We start from the raw sequence: 16044 nt of genomic DNA, 5'->3' as shown, positions 1-16044 counted from the left end.
GTATGAAGATTTTAAGCCTAGAATTTGAAAACCTGAACTCTTTGAAAGGGCGTTGGAAGCTCGATTTCACCCAATCACCGTTTGCAGAAAATGGTCTGTTTGCGATTACTGGCCCAACAGGGGCGGGTAAAACCACCATTCTTGATGCGATTTGTTTGGCATTGTTCCACCGCACACCGCGTTTAAAGAGCATAGCTAAAGGCAACAACGAATTAATGACGCGTGGCACGGGTGAGTGTTTTGCTGAACTGGAATTTGAAGTTCAAGGTAAAACGTACCGATCTAATTTCCACCAAAAGCGAGCGCGTGGAAAACACGATGGCGCATTGCAAACGCCAACGTGCGAGTTTGCCGATGCGGACACCGACAAAGTCTTAGAGACCATGTTGACCAAGAAGACCAAGCTGGTGGAGCAGGTCACGGGCCTCGATTTCTCACGCTTTACTAAATCGATCATGCTGTCTCAGGGTGAGTTTGCGGCGTTCTTAAATGCCAATGCCAACGATCGTGCAGAGCTACTAGAAGAGCTGACGGGTACCGAAGTGTATAGCCTGATCTCAGAGCGCATCTACGATCACTTTAAGTCGAGTGAAACATCGCTTAATCAGCTCAAAGCGAAAGCAGAAGGTGTGAGATTACTGTCTGAAGAGCAAATCAAAGAGCTAACCGCAGAACGAGAAACGCTAGAAGCCGAGCAGAAGCGTTTAGCCGAGCAATTAAAAGAGTGGCAAGCGCATCTCAGCTGGTGGAAAGACGTGACTAAAGCTGAGCAAACTATCGCGACCAGTGAGCACGATCTTAAAACAGCTCAAGATAAACTAGGCCGTAACCAACCATCACTAGAGCGTTTGGCATACAGTGAACCGGCTGAAAAGCTGCGCCCAATGCACAAAGATTTAAAGCGTTGCGAACTAGAGGTGAACACTACTCAAGCTCATTTAGATAACAGCGCTAAGTTACTTGCCGTTCGTGATGCAGAGAAGCAAGACGCGCAAACTAAACTGACTCAAAGCAGTGCAATTGTCGAACAGGTTAAAACCGAGCAACAAGAACAAGAGAAGATCATCGATCTTGTCCGCCCGCTAGATAACCAAATTGCCGTACTCAAAGACAAACAAACTGCGGCCGTTAATGCAGTGAATACACTCAATGAGCAGCGCACGCAGCAGAGCAAGCAACAGGTCGTTTTGGTTAAAAAAGTTGATGAGCTAAAACAACAGCAACAACTCAGCACTGAGTACTTAAATACCCATCAAGCTGACCAACAGTTAGAAAAACACTTAGGTCAGTGGCAAGCCAAAGTTGAGCAAGTCCGCACTTTAGAGCGTCAGCATTCTGAGCAGTTGAACTCAGCGAAGCAAGCTTTGTCTGCGGTTGATGCTCAGCAAACGATCATCAAATCTGCGCAAGACGCTAAAGCAACGCAAGATAAAACTTTAGCTGAATTGGTTGTTCTCGAGAGTAGTGCAAAGCAACAGTGGGAAGCCTTGCAAGGCAACACTAGCGAGCAAGTGTTGAATTCGCAAAAAGATCTGTTGGAGTTTTGGAATCGCAATACGCACTCATTACTCGAGATCAATCGTGGTTTCCTAAATGCCCAACAACAGCTGCACGCAAAAACACAGGCACATCAAACCAACACCCAGTTGGTCGACAAGCTTTCGAAAGAGCGTGAAGTGTTGCTTCTGCGATACCAAGAAAAAAAGACCTCACTTGAACGTTTAGTTCGCTTAATTGATCAAGAAGGTGACCTTGCGAAATACCGAGCGTCATTGAAGCCAGGTATGGATTGTCCATTGTGTGGTTCAACAGACCATGCGATCGAACAATCACAAAGTTCGAAGGATTTGAATGCCCAGAAAGAGCTTGAGGAACAAGAATTAGCAGCGATTCAGAAAGAAGGCCAAGAGCATCGTCAGCAGTTAGATTCTCTTACCCTTGTGATTGTGGCGCTTAACGATGACATTCAACGTGCGCAAGCGGATATTCAACAAGCTCAGCTGAATTGGCAAGGCGTTGTCGGCAAGCTTCAACAGAGCTTATCGGATTTCGTTGGCACGGCTCCTGAACTGGCGCTGCTAACGATTAACGATTTAGGCAATGAAGCTACAGTCGCGACATTTGCTCAGCAATGTGAACTTCAACTAAGTCGGAGCTCGCAGCAACTCAAAGCGTTGGCTGATGCGAAAGCACACTATGCTGAAGCTGAGAAACAACGCCTGTCTGTGAGTGTTATGGCTGACAAAGCGCAGTCTAATCTCGAGTTGGCCGAGCAACGCTTAGCGGATCTGAATAAGCAAAATCACAGCACGAACGAACAAGTGGCTCAGATAGCTCTAGCAAAAGAACAGCAATGGAACGCTCTGAAAGAGAGCATTGTTCAAACGGCTATCGAAGCGCCTGAACTTGAACATATTGATGATTGGTTTACTGCGAAATCGCAAGCATCAAGCTCATGGCAGCAAACTAAACAGCAACAGGCCGATATTGAGAAGCAACTGATCACTCAAAATGCCGAATTGAAAACCTTAGATGACAAGCTAAGCAGTGTTGAGAAAGAGCTCGCGACACTGAAGCAAGAGAGTGAGTCTCTAGTGTTAGAGCTGACTCGTGTAACGGCTGAAAGAACAGAATTGTTTGGTGATAAAGACATTCAAGCCACCAGCAATGCGATGAAGCAAAAAGTCACTGAAGCGGTAAATGCATTTGATGCTGCGCAGTTAGTGCTTAACCGTTGCGAGCTGGAACATCGAACCGAGCAAACCAAACAAACTGGTTTCTCGGACGAGTTAGTCAGTAAGCAATCGAGCTACATACAAGCGTCGAATGCTTGGTTAGCAGCGCTGAAAACCAGCCCATTCGAAGATGAGGCTAATTTTGAAGCAGCGTTGTTAGATGAAGAGGTTAGAACTCAACTTCAAAGCTTGAAGAAGTCTTTAGACGAAGCGATTGTCAGTGCGCAAGCTAGGTTGAACACCGCCACAGCGACACAAGTGGAGCTACAAAATCACGAAAATGCGAAAGCATGGCAAGAGCAAGACCAACAGCAAGTTGAAGAAGCGACTACTGAGTGTCAAAACGCACAGCAAAGCCATGCGACAAAGATCGGTGCAATTTCCGCCAATCTTGAAACGGATAGCCAGAACCGCAGTAATCAGCAAGATCTGTTCAAGCAGATCGACGAGCAGCAGGTCGAGTTTGATGATATTTCACGTCTGAATTCACTTATTGGTTCTAAGAACGGCGACAAGTTCCGTAAGTTTGCTCAAGGTCTAACACTGGAAAACTTGGTGTACTTGGCGAACAAGCAGCTACAGCGTTTGCATGGTCGTTACGAGCTAAAACGTAAAGCCGATGATGGCTTAGAACTGCAAGTGCTTGATACATGGCAGGGCGATGTGATGCGTGATACAAAGACTTTATCAGGTGGCGAAAGCTTCTTGGTGAGCTTGGCGTTGGCATTAGCGCTTTCTGATCTTGTGAGCTACAAAACCAGTATTGATTCTCTGTTCTTAGATGAAGGTTTCGGCACGTTGGATAGTGACACATTGGACATTGCCCTTAACGCGTTAGATAACTTGAATGCATCAGGCAAGATGATCGGTGTCATTAGCCACGTTGAAGCACTGAAAGAGCGAGTGCCCGTTCAGCTTAAAGTGACAAAACACTCTGGCTTAGGTGTGAGTGAGATGGAGAAGCAGTACAAGGTTGTCGCTTAGGTTGTTACTTTGGTTCTTGCTAAATTTATCTGCGCAGAAATAGAAACAGAGCTAGATGAAGCAGATCCCCGACTCAGTCGTTCCTCCTTCTCGAGGATGACGGAGTCGGGAGTAGTCACAAATCACTACGCAGTCACTCCTTAAAGTCAGGAACAAACGTCATAGAGAACTAGGCTTTGTTCGTATTGCCTTCGTCATTCTCTAAAGCGAGGTACGAACGTAATAGGGAATCTAGATTTGTTCGCATTACCTTCGTCATTCCCTAAAGCGAGGTACGAGCGTAATAGGGAATCTCTAGTAAACGCAGGAAGTGGATGCTTCAAGAAGGGAACGGCCATGCACAAGAAACCCCATTTACCGACTAAGATATGTCCTGTTTGCCAAAAGCCTTTCGCATGGCGTAAAAAATGGCAGCGCTGTTGGGATGACGTGATCTACTGTTCTGAACGTTGTCGTCGTAATAAGTCTTAGTCCCATAATCTGAATAGATCAGGTCAATCCTCATGATCTAAACCCGTTAACTCCAATATTTCCTTCCTTTGTCGTAATTTTGATGATCCTTTAATCGTTTCGTCATTCATTTCTCAAGTTAATATTTCTATCTGTAAGATAAGTGATGTATAAAGGCGGCATGAAGATACCTAAAAGAATACAGCCTTTAGTTGACGACGGTTTAGTCGACGAGGTGACAAGCCAACTCATGAGTGGCAAAGAAGCATCGGTGTACATTGTGCGCTGCGGCGATACGATCCGTTGTGCCAAGGTATATAAGGAAATTAGCCAACGCAGCTTTAAAAAAGCGACCGCGTATCGTGAAGGCCGAAAAGTCCGGAATAGCCGCCGTGCACGAGCGATGGAAAAAGGCTCTGGCTTTGGTCGTGAACAACAAGAAAAGGTTTGGCAAAGTGCTGAAGTGGATGCTTTATATAAACTGGCAGAAGCGGGTGTTCGTGTGCCTGTCCCTTATGGTTGCTTTGATGGCGTACTGCTTATGGAGCTGGTCACTGACGATGAGGGTTACGTTGCACCACGTTTGAACGATGTGGTGATGTCAGCAGAGCAAGCGATCGAAGACCACGCCGTGATGATGACTTACGTAGTTAAAATGCTGTGTGTTGGTTTGATCCATGGTGACTTGTCTGAGTTCAACGTATTGGTGGATGAGTACGGTCCAGTAATTATCGACCTACCACAAGCGGTTGACGCTTCGGCTAACAACAACGCTGAGTGGATGCTGGCGCGTGACATCAATAACATCCGTGACTATTACGCTCAGTTTGCTCCTGAACTGGCAAAAACCGAGTATGCCAAGGAAATGTGGGCGCTGTACGAGAAAGGCGACTTGAAGCCAGACAGCAAACTGACGGGTGAGTTTACGGAAACCGACGACTTGGCTGATATCGAAGCCATCATGCAAGAGATAGACGCTGCGCGAATTGAAGAACAACATCGACGCGAGCGAGCTAAAGAAGAGAAAGAAGGTGTTGACGATACTAAGTTCAATTGGGCTGAATAATCGTGATGATCAGTTTTGATCTTTAGCTAGATATCAACCAAACGCCTTTTAAAACAGAGGCGTTCTTTCTAAATAAAAACCCAATGGAGCTTCAACTCTGTTGGGTTTTCTTTTTTAGCACTAATGAAAGACGGACACTCGTATCAACTACCAATTTAACTGTTCACCATCGTAAGCGTAGAAGTGCCCACTGTTATCCGGTGTGGCAGTGCGAATAATATCGACCAACTGATGGGCGACATAGCTTGACTCAAACAACTTACCTTCAGGGACATTGGTCCGAAAAGGCTTCGACAGAGCTGTGTCTGTCGTGCCCGGGTGCAGAGCCAACACGGTGCCTTTCTTAATGGTGCGTTGCCATTCGATCGACATGGTTTTGATGAACATATTTAGGGCTGCTTTCGATGAGCGGTAGCTATACCAACCGCCTAATCTGTTGTCTGAAATACTGCCAACCTTTGCGGATACCACAGCAAACTTTGGATTGTCGCTCGCTTTAAGTATCGGCGTGAAGTGTTTTGCTAATAACAAGCTGGGCAGGGTATTCACAGAGATGTTTTTGAGGAAAAACTCAGGGTCGATGGACGACAAGTTCTTTTCCGGTCCAAGATCTGGAGTGTGGAGCATACCCACGCAGTTGATCAGCCAATCAAGTTGTTCAAACTCAGAACTCAAGCGCTTAATATCAGCTTCGTCGGTGGCGTCGACTTTGTGCCAGCTCAAGCGATTGTTTTCTAGTTCCGGCTGTTGAGAGTGGTAAGTCGCGTCTACATGCACATCAAGAAAATCAAACCGAGAGAGCTCAGATAATAGGTGTTTAACCACAGCGAAACCAATACCGCCGCTCCCACCGACCACCAATATGTGTAATCTGAGTTGCTCCACCATTATAAGTTCTCCAAGTTTGTGATTCGTTGTTCAGCAGTATCGAGAATCGCTTGTTGTGATTGCTCATCCATGTTGTCCCAAGAGCGATATAACATGCCCATACGTGGGTTGCGGTTTAACGCATCGCGGTGCTGGTCCATAAAGCGCCAATACAAGCTATTGAAAGGGCAAGATTGCTCGCCGCTGCGTTCTTTTATCTTGTAGTGACAGCCTTTGCAGTAGTCACTCATGCGGTTGATATAGGAACCGCTGGCAGAGTATGGTTTGGTTCCTACGATCCCGCCATCCGCAAACAGTGCCATACCTCGCGTATTTGGCATTTCAACCCACTCAATCGCGTCGACGTAAATACCGAGGTACCAACTATCGACTTGGTCAGGGTCTATACCCGTGATTAAACAGAAGTTGCCAGTGATCATTAACCTTTGGATGTGGTGCGCGTAAGCAAACTCAAGAGACTGGTCAATCGCATGCTTCATGCAGTTCATCTTGGTTTGTCCGTCCCAAAAGTAATGGGGCAGGTTATTATGTGCTGAGTAATGGTTTTTGTTGGCGTAAGCAGGCATGTTTGCCCAATAGACGGCGCGTATGTACTCTCGCCACCCCAGTATTTGGCGTACAAATCCTTCGACCTGTGCAATATCGATGCTTGGCTTATCTGGTGAGCTGTCTCGAAGACAGGATGCTTGGTAGGCCGACAGTGCTGCATCAATCACTTCTTTAGGGCTCAGCAGTTTACTGTTCAGCGAGAACGATATACGGCTATGATACAAGCTCCATTTAGAGTCGTGCTCTGTCGTCATCGCATCTTGAAACTGCCCAAATAACGGCAAGCAGACTTGGCAGAAATGAGCGAGTAGAGACAAGCTTTGTGCGCGGTTCACCGGCCATAGTAACTGGTTACCGACTTGACCAATGGTTTGTACTTGGTGACGTTCGATACGTTGCAAAATGTCGGTTATATCATTGGTAAACATCAGCGGCTGAGGTAGGTTTTCGATGTCTTGTTTCTTGAGCTTATTTCGATTGTTCGCGTCGTAATTCCATTTTCCGCCAACGGGCTTTCCGTCTTCTAGCAAAATGTCGAAACGTTTTCTCATTCGGCGATAGAAGTGTTCCATCACGATGTGTTTGTCTTTTGGAAACTGTTGTTCGATCTCTTCGAATGGAAAGAGGAAGTGTTCTGTATCACAACAACCTTTGGTCGCATTGGTCAGCTTGAGCTTGTTCATCTGCTCTAAGAGGCGATATTCATCTGGCCTTTGATATTCGAATTTCTCTGCGCCGAATTCGTGTACATAGTGCTTTAGAAGTGTGTCTAGGTTTTCAAATTGCGTTGTGTCGTCAAGAGTAAGGTGTAGTACTTGATGACCTTGTTCTTTGAGTTCGTTAGCGAAGTAACCCATCGCACAGAAAAACGCGGCCACTTTTTGAACGTGAGAGGCAACATAATCTGTTTCTTGTTTTAGCTCAGCAATGATGTAAATAACGTCATCGTTAACCTGTCTAAACCATGAATGCTCAATGTTGAGTTGGTCACCTAATACAAGTCGTACCGTTTTAAATTTCATAATGCGTCCTGGTTTGTGAGGCTTGTTGTGACTGCGTTACCGCCTGTCCATTGATTGATGAAGGCATGGTCTGGGTCGTACATTTCAGTCTGCTTGGCTAAATCAAAATGGCGTGATTTAGGTTGTGACTGGTTTTTAGTTTCGCTGTTGTGGGTTGGTTGATTGAGAGCCCCAGCGATATACGCCCAATTCCCCCAGTTAGATGCCACGTCATAGTCGACAAGTTGGCTTTCGAAATAGGCCGCGCCGTGTCGCCAGTCGACGCCCAACTCGTAAATCAAACAGCTTGCGGCTAACTGCCTTCCGCGATTGGACATGTAGCCAGTCGCGTTAAGCTGGCGCATGCATGCATCGACAATCGGGTAGTTGGTGTTACCGCTCTTCCATTTGGAAAAATTAAGGCTTGCCGATTGAGTGCTACTCTCTGCTATAACGGGGTTTGTGTATGAGCCTGTAAATAACGATGCCTTCAACGACATGCTTTTCCAATAAAAATACTCACGCCACAACAGCTCGAAATAGATCCAGTAGGTTGAATCATTGGAACCATGATGCGACTCAAATCGAGAGAGGTGTCTGCAGATTGTTTTCGGTGAGACACAACCTAATGCGAGCCACGGTGAAAACTTGGTCGAGTTCTCGATGCCATCCAACACATTCCGAGTCTGTTTATAGCGGCTCGCGTAATCGTGTGAGAAGTAGTGGTCGAGATGTACTAACCCCGATGTTTCACCGCCTTTGAAACTTTGCTCGCTCGTCAAATCGTTCGTCATAAAAAGGGATGCCTTTGAGTGACAGTGTGACGTTTCTGTTAGGTCTGGTGCTGGTGGTAACGTCGTTATGATCAAACTGTGTGTATCGACAGACAAGTGCTCGATGAGTTTTCTGAACTTGGTAAACGAGCGTGGTAACTTGTCTAACGTAAAAGGGTAGTCATCGAGCTCAAACAGAGTCGAGTTGTGAGTTTGAATCGGAGTTAAGTTCGGGCAGTCAGCCAATGTTGATTGCACTAGCTGTTGCTCGTTGTAGCCACAATGAACATTTGCAAACAAGTGAGTGACGTTTAGAGCAGAGATAATCTCGTTGAGCGAGTATTTAACGTTCTCGCTTTTATCTTGGTCTTGTGTAAGGACGATGAGTGTTTGCTCTAGGTCGCTCAGGTTAGCCTTAAGATCGCTTATCGATTGTGAAATGAAAGCTATGCGGTGAGCGCCATATTGCTGTTCTTGGGCGAACTGTGCTGAGTAGTGAGACAGAAGCGGTTCGACAACCACACAAACGAGCTCATCGACGATTTGGCTTGCTTGGTAAAGTAGCGCATTGTCGTTGATTCTTAAGTCGTTTGTAAAAAGATACAGGCCAATCTTTTTCATTACTTTCACTCGGCGATTTGTTAATTATTAGACGCTTACGAGTTGATAAGCTGACAAGATCACAAATTTCTACTCTAAGCGGGAAATAGGAGATTTCGATCAGGATGAGTGTGTTGAAGAGGATATCAAGCCAACCAATAATACCGATAGAGGTTGGCAAAGCCGGTTATTTTTGAGTGTCGAACTGGAGCTTCTATTCCATAGGAACAACGAGAATATCGATAGGGGAAGTATCGATGATCTGTTTAGAATGGGAGATGAGCTTATGCCAAAAATCATGGTGATGGCCACACAGCAATAGGTCAACGCCATTTGCTTCGATGGCATTTTTGAGCTTATCGTTCAAATCACCCGTTCCCACGAAAATGTGCTTAATTGGGTGTTTGGCGTAGGCTTCAAACTCTTTCAAATGCTTAACGGCATCTTCATTGATGGGTAAATCACCGTCATTTCCTTGAATATCAACGAGCTCTGGGTAAATTTCTCCATGCGTACCATCGATATAAACAAATGAAATGCCAGCCTCCAGTTTATCAGCGAAGAAGGTCGCTCTATCAATGAGAATCTTGGTGTCGTCAGACAGTTCAAGTGCGACCAGAATATGTCGGTAATCCATAATTAAAGCCTCTTGTTGTGAGTTATGTATCAAGCATAGTTTCTGTTGGCACAAATGATATCGAAGAGGTCTCATAATGCGTAAAATCATCATTCAATGTTCTTCTAAGCACTATCGTATTTATATCGCTTTGATTGATAAGAAATTTACAAAAGGTTGATATAGTGGTTGAAGCGCTAGCTTATGCTGTTAGATAGGCTTGATAGTTCAATGCGCCAATAACGAAGAGGCATCAATGACAGCACTACTAACCATTCCCACTCGAACATTAGGTTTCGACTACGATATTGAGATCCGAGACTGGTCTCAAAAGCTCGTCGGCTTTCATGTGTTTGAAGATGGTAGACGACCGCTTGATGGAGGCATTGGGCTGAGCCTCAACCTTGTTGAACAGTTTGACGTGAATGGTCGTTGGCTAAATTCATTACCTGCGCGTTATCGTGAAATCACCGACGACTTTCCAGAATACCAATACCAGATGTTGTGGCTTGCTGCGAATACTTATGAAGCCGCGCAATTGCTTGAATTAAGGCCTGTTATTTTGGCTTTGATCTGCATGAAATACAGTGTCGACAACAAGAAAGCACTGGCACTAAGTCGCTTAGGGCAGAAGAAGATCCTTACCAAGTTGGGCTTAGACGGCAGCAAGGCGACACTCAAATTCATCGACAAGCTAGAGCTTCATTACAATGTTGGTGATGAACTCGACCACATTGTTCGCATTCTCGAGCCACTGCAAAGACGAGTTCTTAAGTTTAAGCATTACTCAAAAGTTGGATACACAGCCCTGCGTTTGGACCAAGTTCATCCATTTCTAACTGGTAGCAGGCTAGGGATTGCAATGGTGGAAGAGGGCAGACTTAACGCACCGTCGAAGATGGCGATGTTCCAAGATGCGATATTGCTAGGGCAAGATTTGGAGATGGATGATCCACTGCGCGCGATTACCAGTCAGAACTCTTTTGCGATGTTTGAACAACTCCATGACCGCTGGACGGAGCAACGCCAATTACGTCGTTTGGAGGGTAACTGCCCAATGGATAAAGACATCCCTTATCCCGTTCCTTTACTTGGCAATGACAACATTCATCCGCTCACGGATTATTACGACCTTGAACACGAAGGCATCGAGCAGAAGCACTGTATTGGCGTGTATCACAACCGAATCATGAGCGATCGTTATGTGGTGTTCCGCATGCTCAAGCCTCAGCGTTTAACCATAGGTTTACGCCGCGTCCCGAGCAAAGCATTTCCTTTTGAAATAGACCAAATCTGCGGAAAACGAAATGCACCGCCGTCAGAATCCGCTCGCCAAGTGATTCACGACTGGTTAGAAGCGAGTAAGCAGAAGTATCCTAAGCAATAACCATCCCAAGCAATAGCCATGAAGTAGAAGGAATACAGGATGTTTCAACAAGGCGATTTATGCCCGCATTGTGGTTTGATTATTGTGATGCCTACGGATCTACAAGGTGAGTGCTTAGGATGCGGCGAAGAGATTAATCAAGACCCTGCAGACGACTATGACGAAGAAGAGTAGCTTTATCGACTCTGATATAAACCAAGGCTAGGATGGCCAAATCACCCTTTTCAAAGGACGGAAAAAATGCAGAAAGTAATCTTTAGAAATTGCGATGAAAGCTCTCCTTATTGGAGTGAATTAGAAGACTTATTTCAAAGCGAATGGTCGGGTTTCAAGTTTAAAGACACCTATGAAGAAAACGTAAATCTCCCTCCGGTAATCACAGTACTTCGCGATAATGTGGTCATTGGTGGTTTGGCGTATTCCTATTTTCAGGAACCTCATCAAGTTCGGGATGTGGTTTGGATCAACGCCGTGTTTGTCGCCCCTCAATGGCGCGGCCAAGGTATTGCCAGTGAATTGATTAATCGTGGTGTCAGACAAGTATCTTCTACTGTGCAAACTCAACTCTACGCGTACACCAATATCACGGGACTCTATCAAGGGCTAGGTTGGTCAGTTGTTGACATCGAATCAGAGCCAAACCATAAAGTGATGAGTATTGAGCTCAAACGATAGGCTCACAATGAAAACCTACTTGTGTGGTATCTGCTTTTCAAGTAATGAAGTGCTCGCTGTATCCACACCTCATAACTCTGTTAAATTTTCGTTTGAAATTATGCATATATCGCCTTTAAATCAAACAACTCGCTGTCGATTAAAACGATCACGACGATTTATTGCAGCAGTTGTTGAGCACAAAGCCTATATTGACTAGAATGACGCACTTTTTTTATTTACGTACATACAGGTAATGAACATGAGCGATACTAATTCAAGACCAGCTTTACCAGATCATCTTGCAGGTAACCCACGCAGCCCACACCACGTTGCTGAGTGTTTCGAATACCCAATCGGCATTCGTCTAAATGGTAAAGAGCGTACTGATGTTGAAGAATACTGCATCAGCGAAGGTTGGGTTAAGATCCCTTCTCCAAAAGCGCTAGATCGTTTTGGTCAGCCAATGCTTATTACTCTAAAAGGCACAGTAGAAGCTTTTTACATCGACGCATAATCACTTCGTGTGGTGAGCTAATACTTCGTGTAATTAGCTAACGTGTGTCTCATTAGCCAACACAAAACCACCAAGCGTTATTACCTAAAAGGGTCTAGAGAAATCTAGACCCTTTTTGTTTGCATTGATTTTGACGAACTTCTTTAATCGATAGCCCAAACCACCTTCATAACTACACAGATTCAACCAAAATTGTTGTTATTCACTATGCATTTGCAGTAATAACAAAGTTGTTGTTGGTTGATTTATGTTCGCTCGCTCTTTTTGGATTTATTTACCCTCGAAAGTTCTGATGTTTAATTGAACAGATACCAACAAAAATATGAAGCGCAGTCTAATTAAATGAAACTAATATGCTGTATTTAAAGTTATTTTTTGTTAATGACTACCTCTATCACAGAAATTAATCCTGAAGCACATACAATTCCCTTGATTTCGAATGAGCGCTAAATTTTTTCGTTCGAGCATTTAAATTCTTCCTTCGCCCAATAATTATGAGGTTCCTATGTTTGGAATATTCAAACCTATGGCGCATATCGATCGCTTGTCATCAGATAAGATCGATAGCACCTACACACGACTACGATGGCAGCTGTTTCTCGGCATCTTCGTTGGCTATGCGGGTTACTACCTAGTCCGTAAAAACTTTAGCTTGGCGATGCCTTATCTCATTGAACAAGGTTTTAGCCGCGGGGAACTAGGGGTTGCGCTAGCGGCGGTATCTATCGCTTACGGCTTATCTAAGTTCTTAATGGGCAGTGTTTCTGACCGTTCTAATCCTCGATACTTCCTCAGCGGTGGCTTGTTAATGTCGGCGTTGGTGATGTTCTGCTTCGGCTTTATGCCTTGGGCAACAGGTAGCATCACTGCGATGTTTATTCTGTTGTTCTTGAATGGTTGGTTCCAAGGTATGGGTTGGCCGGCTTGTGGACGAACCATGGTTCACTGGTGGTCTCGCAAAGAACGTGGTGAGATCGTATCGGTATGGAACGTTGCTCACAACGTGGGTGGCGGTTTGATTGGTCCAATGTTCTTGTTGGGGCTGTGGGCTTTTAACGACGATTGGCGAACCGCTTTTTATGTTCCTGCATTTTTTGCCACTCTCGTTGCTGTCTTTGTTTGGTTTACTGTAAGAGATACACCTCAATCTTGCGGCTTACCACCGATTGAAGAACACAAAGACGATTACCCAGACGACTACGATACGTCTCATGAGAAAGAAATGACGGCGAAAGAGATCTTCTTTAAGTACGTTTTCTCTAACAAGTTACTGTGGTCAATCGCGATTGCTAATGCGTTTGTTTACCTTATCCGTTATGGCGTACTCGATTGGGCTCCGGTTTACTTAAAAGAAGCAAAAGACTTCTCTGTCGATAAATCATCTTGGGCTTACTTCCTGTATGAGTGGGCAGGTATCCCTGGCACCTTATTGTGTGGTTGGATTTCAGATAAGTTATTCAAAGGCCGACGCGCACCTGCAGGTATCTTGTTCATGGTTCTAGTGACCGTCGCTGTGTTGGTATATTGGCTGAACCCAGCAGGTAACCCAACGGTTGATATGTTGGCACTGGTTGCGATTGGTTTCCTTATCTATGGTCCTGTAATGCTTATCGGTTTGTATGCACTGGAACTTGCACCTAAGAAAGCAGCGGGTACAGCGGCTGGTCTAACGGGTTTGTTTGGTTACTTAGGTGGCGCGGTCGCTGCGAACGCAATACTCGGCTTTATGGTTGACCATTACGGCTGGGATGGCGGCTTCATTATTTTGGTCGGCGCTTGTGTGGCTTCAATCATCTGTCTGCTTTACGCCTTCTTAGGTGAGCGTGCGCACCATAAACAAAAAGATCTCGAACGAGAGAAAGAAGCGCTAGCTCAGTAGTGTATTTACTGAATCGCATCTATAAATAACAACAGAGGCAGGTATATCCTGCTTCTGTTTTATTAAAGGGAAACAATAATGAAAACAACGTCACTGTCTCTGACCTTATTAGCACTAAGTTTATCTGCAAATGCGTTCGCCGATCCTTTAGTGATTGCGCATCGCGGCGCTTCTGGTTATTTACCTGAACACACTTTACCCGCTAAAGCGCTCGCTTATGCGATGAAACCCGACTACATCGAACAAGATGTCGTGATGACCAAAGACGACCAATTGGTGGTTTTGCATGATCATTATCTAGACCGAGTCACCGATGTCGCGGATCGCTTTCCAACACGTGCTCGCGCAGATGGCCGCTACTACGCGATTGATTTTACGCTCGCTGAGATTAAATCCCTGAAAGTGACCGAAGGCTTTAACCTCGATGACCAAGGTAAAAGAGTGGCAGGGTACCCAACGCGCTTCCCAATGTGGCAGTCTGATTTTCGTGTCGCTACCTTTGCAGAAGAGATCGAGCTGATCCAAGGCCTAAATAAGACCTTAGGTTATGACGTGGGCATCTATCCTGAAATTAAAGCACCTTGGTTCCATCGTCACGAAGGCAAAGATATCTCCAAAGCGGTACTTGCAACCTTGCATCAATATGGTTACCTATCAAAAGACGACAAAGTGTATTTGCAGTGTTTTGACGCCAATGAACTTCAACGCATTAACGATGAGCTTATGCCAGCGATGGAAATGGATCTTAAGCTCGTTCAGTTGATGGCTTATACAGATTGGAATGAAACCATGACGTACCAAGGTGACAAAGCAACGCCGTACAGTTATGACTGGATGTTTGAAGCTGGTGGCATGGATAAAGTGGCGACTTATGCGGAAGGAATAGGCCCTTGGAAGCCAATGTTGGTGGACGATGCATCGACCAAAGATAACATCATTATTAAACCGTTAATGAAGTCAGCAAAAGACGCGGGCTTAGACGTTCACCCATACACGTTCCGTGCTGACCCGGGAAGAATCCCAGCTTATGCTGACAACTTTGATGGCATGTTGGATGTCTTCTACAACCAAGTCAAAGTTGATGGTGTGTTTACCGACTTCCCAGACAAAGCGGTCGACTTCTTGAACCGTTAATACCCCGTCAGTTACGAGCTATTAGTAACGAGATACTAAGAGCCAAAAGCACCGACTAAAGGTGCTTTTGGCTGTTCTTTCACTTTTTGGATCTCCTTGTACTGGCCTCGAAATCCTACCTATATTCTTCTTTCTCAGCCCGCATTTTGATATTCACTCGGTTTACAGCTATAACCTGACTTGATAGGTTACTCCCAATGCAGCCAGATGCTTAATCTATAAGTGTTTATCGGCTCAACCTGATATTGAATTTGGAAAGATCATGGAAGAAAGAAGCAAAGCTTATCTTGATAGCTACCTCAACACATTACCAGCAGACGTTGCTTCGCAATACACCTCTTTTAGTGCCGACTATTACTGTGCTGATGAATACAACGCCAACCTCTGCGCCCAGTTAATTCTCAAGGGTGAAAAACAAGCGTCTTGCAGCCTTGAATATTGGTACAGCCATGAAGGCGAGACGAGACCAGTAGTTGGTCACTTGCAAGTCGTCACTGACTGGGATGGCAAGCCAGTTTGCATTGTAGAGATCACTTCAGTCTCACAGTGCAAATATAACGAAGTGACGGCGGAGTTTGCTGCTGCCGAAGGCGAGGGTGACAAAACACTCGAATGGTGGAAAGAAGCTCACTGGAACTTCTTCTCTCGTGAATGTGAAGAGCTCAAGATCTCACCAAGTGAAGACATGTTACTTATGTTGGAGCGTTTCAAAGTGGTTTATCAATAAAGGGTATTTTGTGTTTAGAAGATCGTGCTCCATAAACAGTAACAAGGTTGTCCATAATGAGCCTAACCGTCCGAGAAGTTTTTA

14 protein-coding genes are annotated in these 16044 nt (G+C 45.1%); 10 read left to right on the top strand and 4 right to left on the bottom strand.

All coding sequences use genetic code 11. From position 1 onward, the window contains the following. Nucleotides 1–2 precede the first annotated feature (2 nt). The 3 genes from AB4558_RS05655 to AB4558_RS05645 all read left to right on the top strand — a co-directional run bounded on the left by AB4558_RS05655 (nt 3) and on the right by AB4558_RS05645 (nt 5235). Nucleotides 3–3719 (top strand): AAA family ATPase, encoded by a 3717-nt coding sequence (locus AB4558_RS05655; protein WP_372158304.1) that lies wholly within the window; start codon nt 3–5, stop codon nt 3717–3719. Nucleotides 3720–4055: 336 nt separating this feature from the next. Continuing rightward, the gene (locus tag AB4558_RS05650; RefSeq protein ID WP_081324519.1) at nt 4056–4190 is read left to right on the top strand and encodes a DUF2256 domain-containing protein; all 135 of its coding nucleotides are present in this window, start codon (nt 4056–4058) and stop codon (nt 4188–4190) included. 160 nt (nt 4191–4350) lie between these two features. Then, nucleotides 4351–5235: a PA4780 family RIO1-like protein kinase gene (locus tag AB4558_RS05645; RefSeq protein ID WP_029235559.1), complete on the top strand. Its 885-nt coding sequence runs from the start codon at nt 4351–4353 to the stop codon at nt 5233–5235. Nucleotides 5236–5382: 147 nt separating this feature from the next. On the opposite strand, the gene AB4558_RS05640 is transcribed toward AB4558_RS05645, so the two are convergent. The 4 genes from AB4558_RS05640 to AB4558_RS05625 all read right to left on the bottom strand — a co-directional run bounded on the left by AB4558_RS05640 (nt 5383) and on the right by AB4558_RS05625 (nt 9683). Next, a complete protein-coding gene (locus AB4558_RS05640) occupies nt 5383–6123 on the bottom strand; it encodes an SDR family oxidoreductase (protein WP_372074071.1) in 741 nt (246 codons plus the stop codon). After that, nucleotides 6123–7694 carry a cryptochrome/photolyase family protein gene (locus AB4558_RS05635; RefSeq protein ID WP_372074072.1) on the bottom strand — a complete coding sequence of 524 codons (1572 nt, stop codon included), beginning with the start codon at nt 7692–7694 and terminating at the stop codon, nt 6123–6125. The genes AB4558_RS05640 and AB4558_RS05635 overlap by 1 nt, the downstream gene beginning before the upstream one ends. Further along, a complete protein-coding gene (locus tag AB4558_RS05630; RefSeq protein WP_372074074.1) occupies nt 7691–9067 on the bottom strand; it encodes a DASH family cryptochrome in 1377 nt (458 codons plus the stop codon). Before AB4558_RS05630 ends, AB4558_RS05635 begins: the two co-directional genes overlap by 4 nt. A gap of 193 nt (nt 9068–9260) precedes the next feature. Continuing rightward, the gene (locus tag AB4558_RS05625) at nt 9261–9683 is read right to left on the bottom strand and encodes a universal stress protein (protein ID WP_017063967.1); all 423 of its coding nucleotides are present in this window, start codon (nt 9681–9683) and stop codon (nt 9261–9263) included. Nucleotides 9684–9918: 235 nt separating this feature from the next. On the opposite strand from AB4558_RS05625, the gene AB4558_RS05620 reads away from it, so the two are divergent. The 7 genes from AB4558_RS05620 (at nt 9919) to AB4558_RS05590 (ending at nt 15960) form a co-directional block, all read left to right on the top strand. Continuing rightward, a complete protein-coding gene (locus AB4558_RS05620; RefSeq protein ID WP_017059201.1) occupies nt 9919–11049 on the top strand; it encodes a PcfJ domain-containing protein in 1131 nt (376 codons plus the stop codon). Between the two features lie 39 nt (nt 11050–11088). Then, nucleotides 11089–11223, top strand: coding sequence for a hypothetical protein (locus tag AB4558_RS05615; RefSeq protein ID WP_017059202.1), 135 nt, complete (start codon nt 11089–11091; stop codon nt 11221–11223). Between the two features lie 66 nt (nt 11224–11289). Beyond that, a complete protein-coding gene (locus AB4558_RS05610; RefSeq protein WP_372074076.1) occupies nt 11290–11724 on the top strand; it encodes a GNAT family N-acetyltransferase in 435 nt (144 codons plus the stop codon). 241 nt (nt 11725–11965) lie between these two features. Beyond that, the gene (locus tag AB4558_RS05605; RefSeq protein ID WP_017059204.1) at nt 11966–12220 is read left to right on the top strand and encodes a DUF3297 family protein; all 255 of its coding nucleotides are present in this window, start codon (nt 11966–11968) and stop codon (nt 12218–12220) included. Between the two features lie 505 nt (nt 12221–12725). Further along, on the top strand, nt 12726–14099 hold the full coding sequence (glpT, locus tag AB4558_RS05600) for a glycerol-3-phosphate transporter (protein ID WP_029235560.1): 1374 nt from the start codon (nt 12726–12728) through the stop codon (nt 14097–14099). 78 nt (nt 14100–14177) lie between these two features. Continuing rightward, a complete protein-coding gene (gene glpQ, locus AB4558_RS05595; RefSeq protein WP_017059206.1) occupies nt 14178–15233 on the top strand; it encodes a glycerophosphodiester phosphodiesterase in 1056 nt (351 codons plus the stop codon). 262 nt (nt 15234–15495) lie between these two features. Beyond that, nucleotides 15496–15960, top strand: coding sequence for an ASCH domain-containing protein (locus tag AB4558_RS05590; protein ID WP_017059207.1), 465 nt, complete (start codon nt 15496–15498; stop codon nt 15958–15960). Nucleotides 15961–16044 lie beyond the last annotated feature (84 nt).

It is taken from the genome of Vibrio sp. 10N.222.51.C5, assembly GCF_041474575.1.
In the GTDB taxonomy this organism is placed as follows: Bacteria; Pseudomonadota; Gammaproteobacteria; order Enterobacterales; family Vibrionaceae; genus Vibrio; species Vibrio crassostreae_C.
The sequence above is the reverse complement of the archived record's forward strand: the minus strand, read 5'-3'. Positions and strand labels throughout refer to the sequence as shown.

Coding starts and splice junctions, on each gene's coding strand:
- AB4558_RS05635 (WP_372074072.1), bottom strand. CDS start 7,694: ATGAAATTTAAAACGGTACGACTTGTATTAGGTGACCAACTCAACATT.
- AB4558_RS05630 (WP_372074074.1), bottom strand. CDS start 9,067: ATGAAAAAGATTGGCCTGTATCTTTTTACAAACGACTTAAGAATCAAC.
- glpT (WP_029235560.1), top strand. CDS start 12,726: ATGTTTGGAATATTCAAACCTATGGCGCATATCGATCGCTTGTCATCA.
- AB4558_RS05650 (WP_081324519.1), top strand. CDS start 4,056: ATGCACAAGAAACCCCATTTACCGACTAAGATATGTCCTGTTTGCCAA.
- AB4558_RS05610 (WP_372074076.1), top strand. CDS start 11,290: ATGCAGAAAGTAATCTTTAGAAATTGCGATGAAAGCTCTCCTTATTGG.
- AB4558_RS05645 (WP_029235559.1), top strand. CDS start 4,351: ATGAAGATACCTAAAAGAATACAGCCTTTAGTTGACGACGGTTTAGTC.
- AB4558_RS05615 (WP_017059202.1), top strand. CDS start 11,089: ATGTTTCAACAAGGCGATTTATGCCCGCATTGTGGTTTGATTATTGTG.
- AB4558_RS05655 (WP_372158304.1), top strand. CDS start 3: ATGAAGATTTTAAGCCTAGAATTTGAAAACCTGAACTCTTTGAAAGGG.
- AB4558_RS05625 (WP_017063967.1), bottom strand. CDS start 9,683: ATGGATTACCGACATATTCTGGTCGCACTTGAACTGTCTGACGACACC.
- AB4558_RS05640 (WP_372074071.1), bottom strand. CDS start 6,123: ATGGTGGAGCAACTCAGATTACACATATTGGTGGTCGGTGGGAGCGGC.
- AB4558_RS05620 (WP_017059201.1), top strand. CDS start 9,919: ATGACAGCACTACTAACCATTCCCACTCGAACATTAGGTTTCGACTAC.
- AB4558_RS05590 (WP_017059207.1), top strand. CDS start 15,496: ATGGAAGAAAGAAGCAAAGCTTATCTTGATAGCTACCTCAACACATTA.
- AB4558_RS05605 (WP_017059204.1), top strand. CDS start 11,966: ATGAGCGATACTAATTCAAGACCAGCTTTACCAGATCATCTTGCAGGT.
- glpQ (WP_017059206.1), top strand. CDS start 14,178: ATGAAAACAACGTCACTGTCTCTGACCTTATTAGCACTAAGTTTATCT.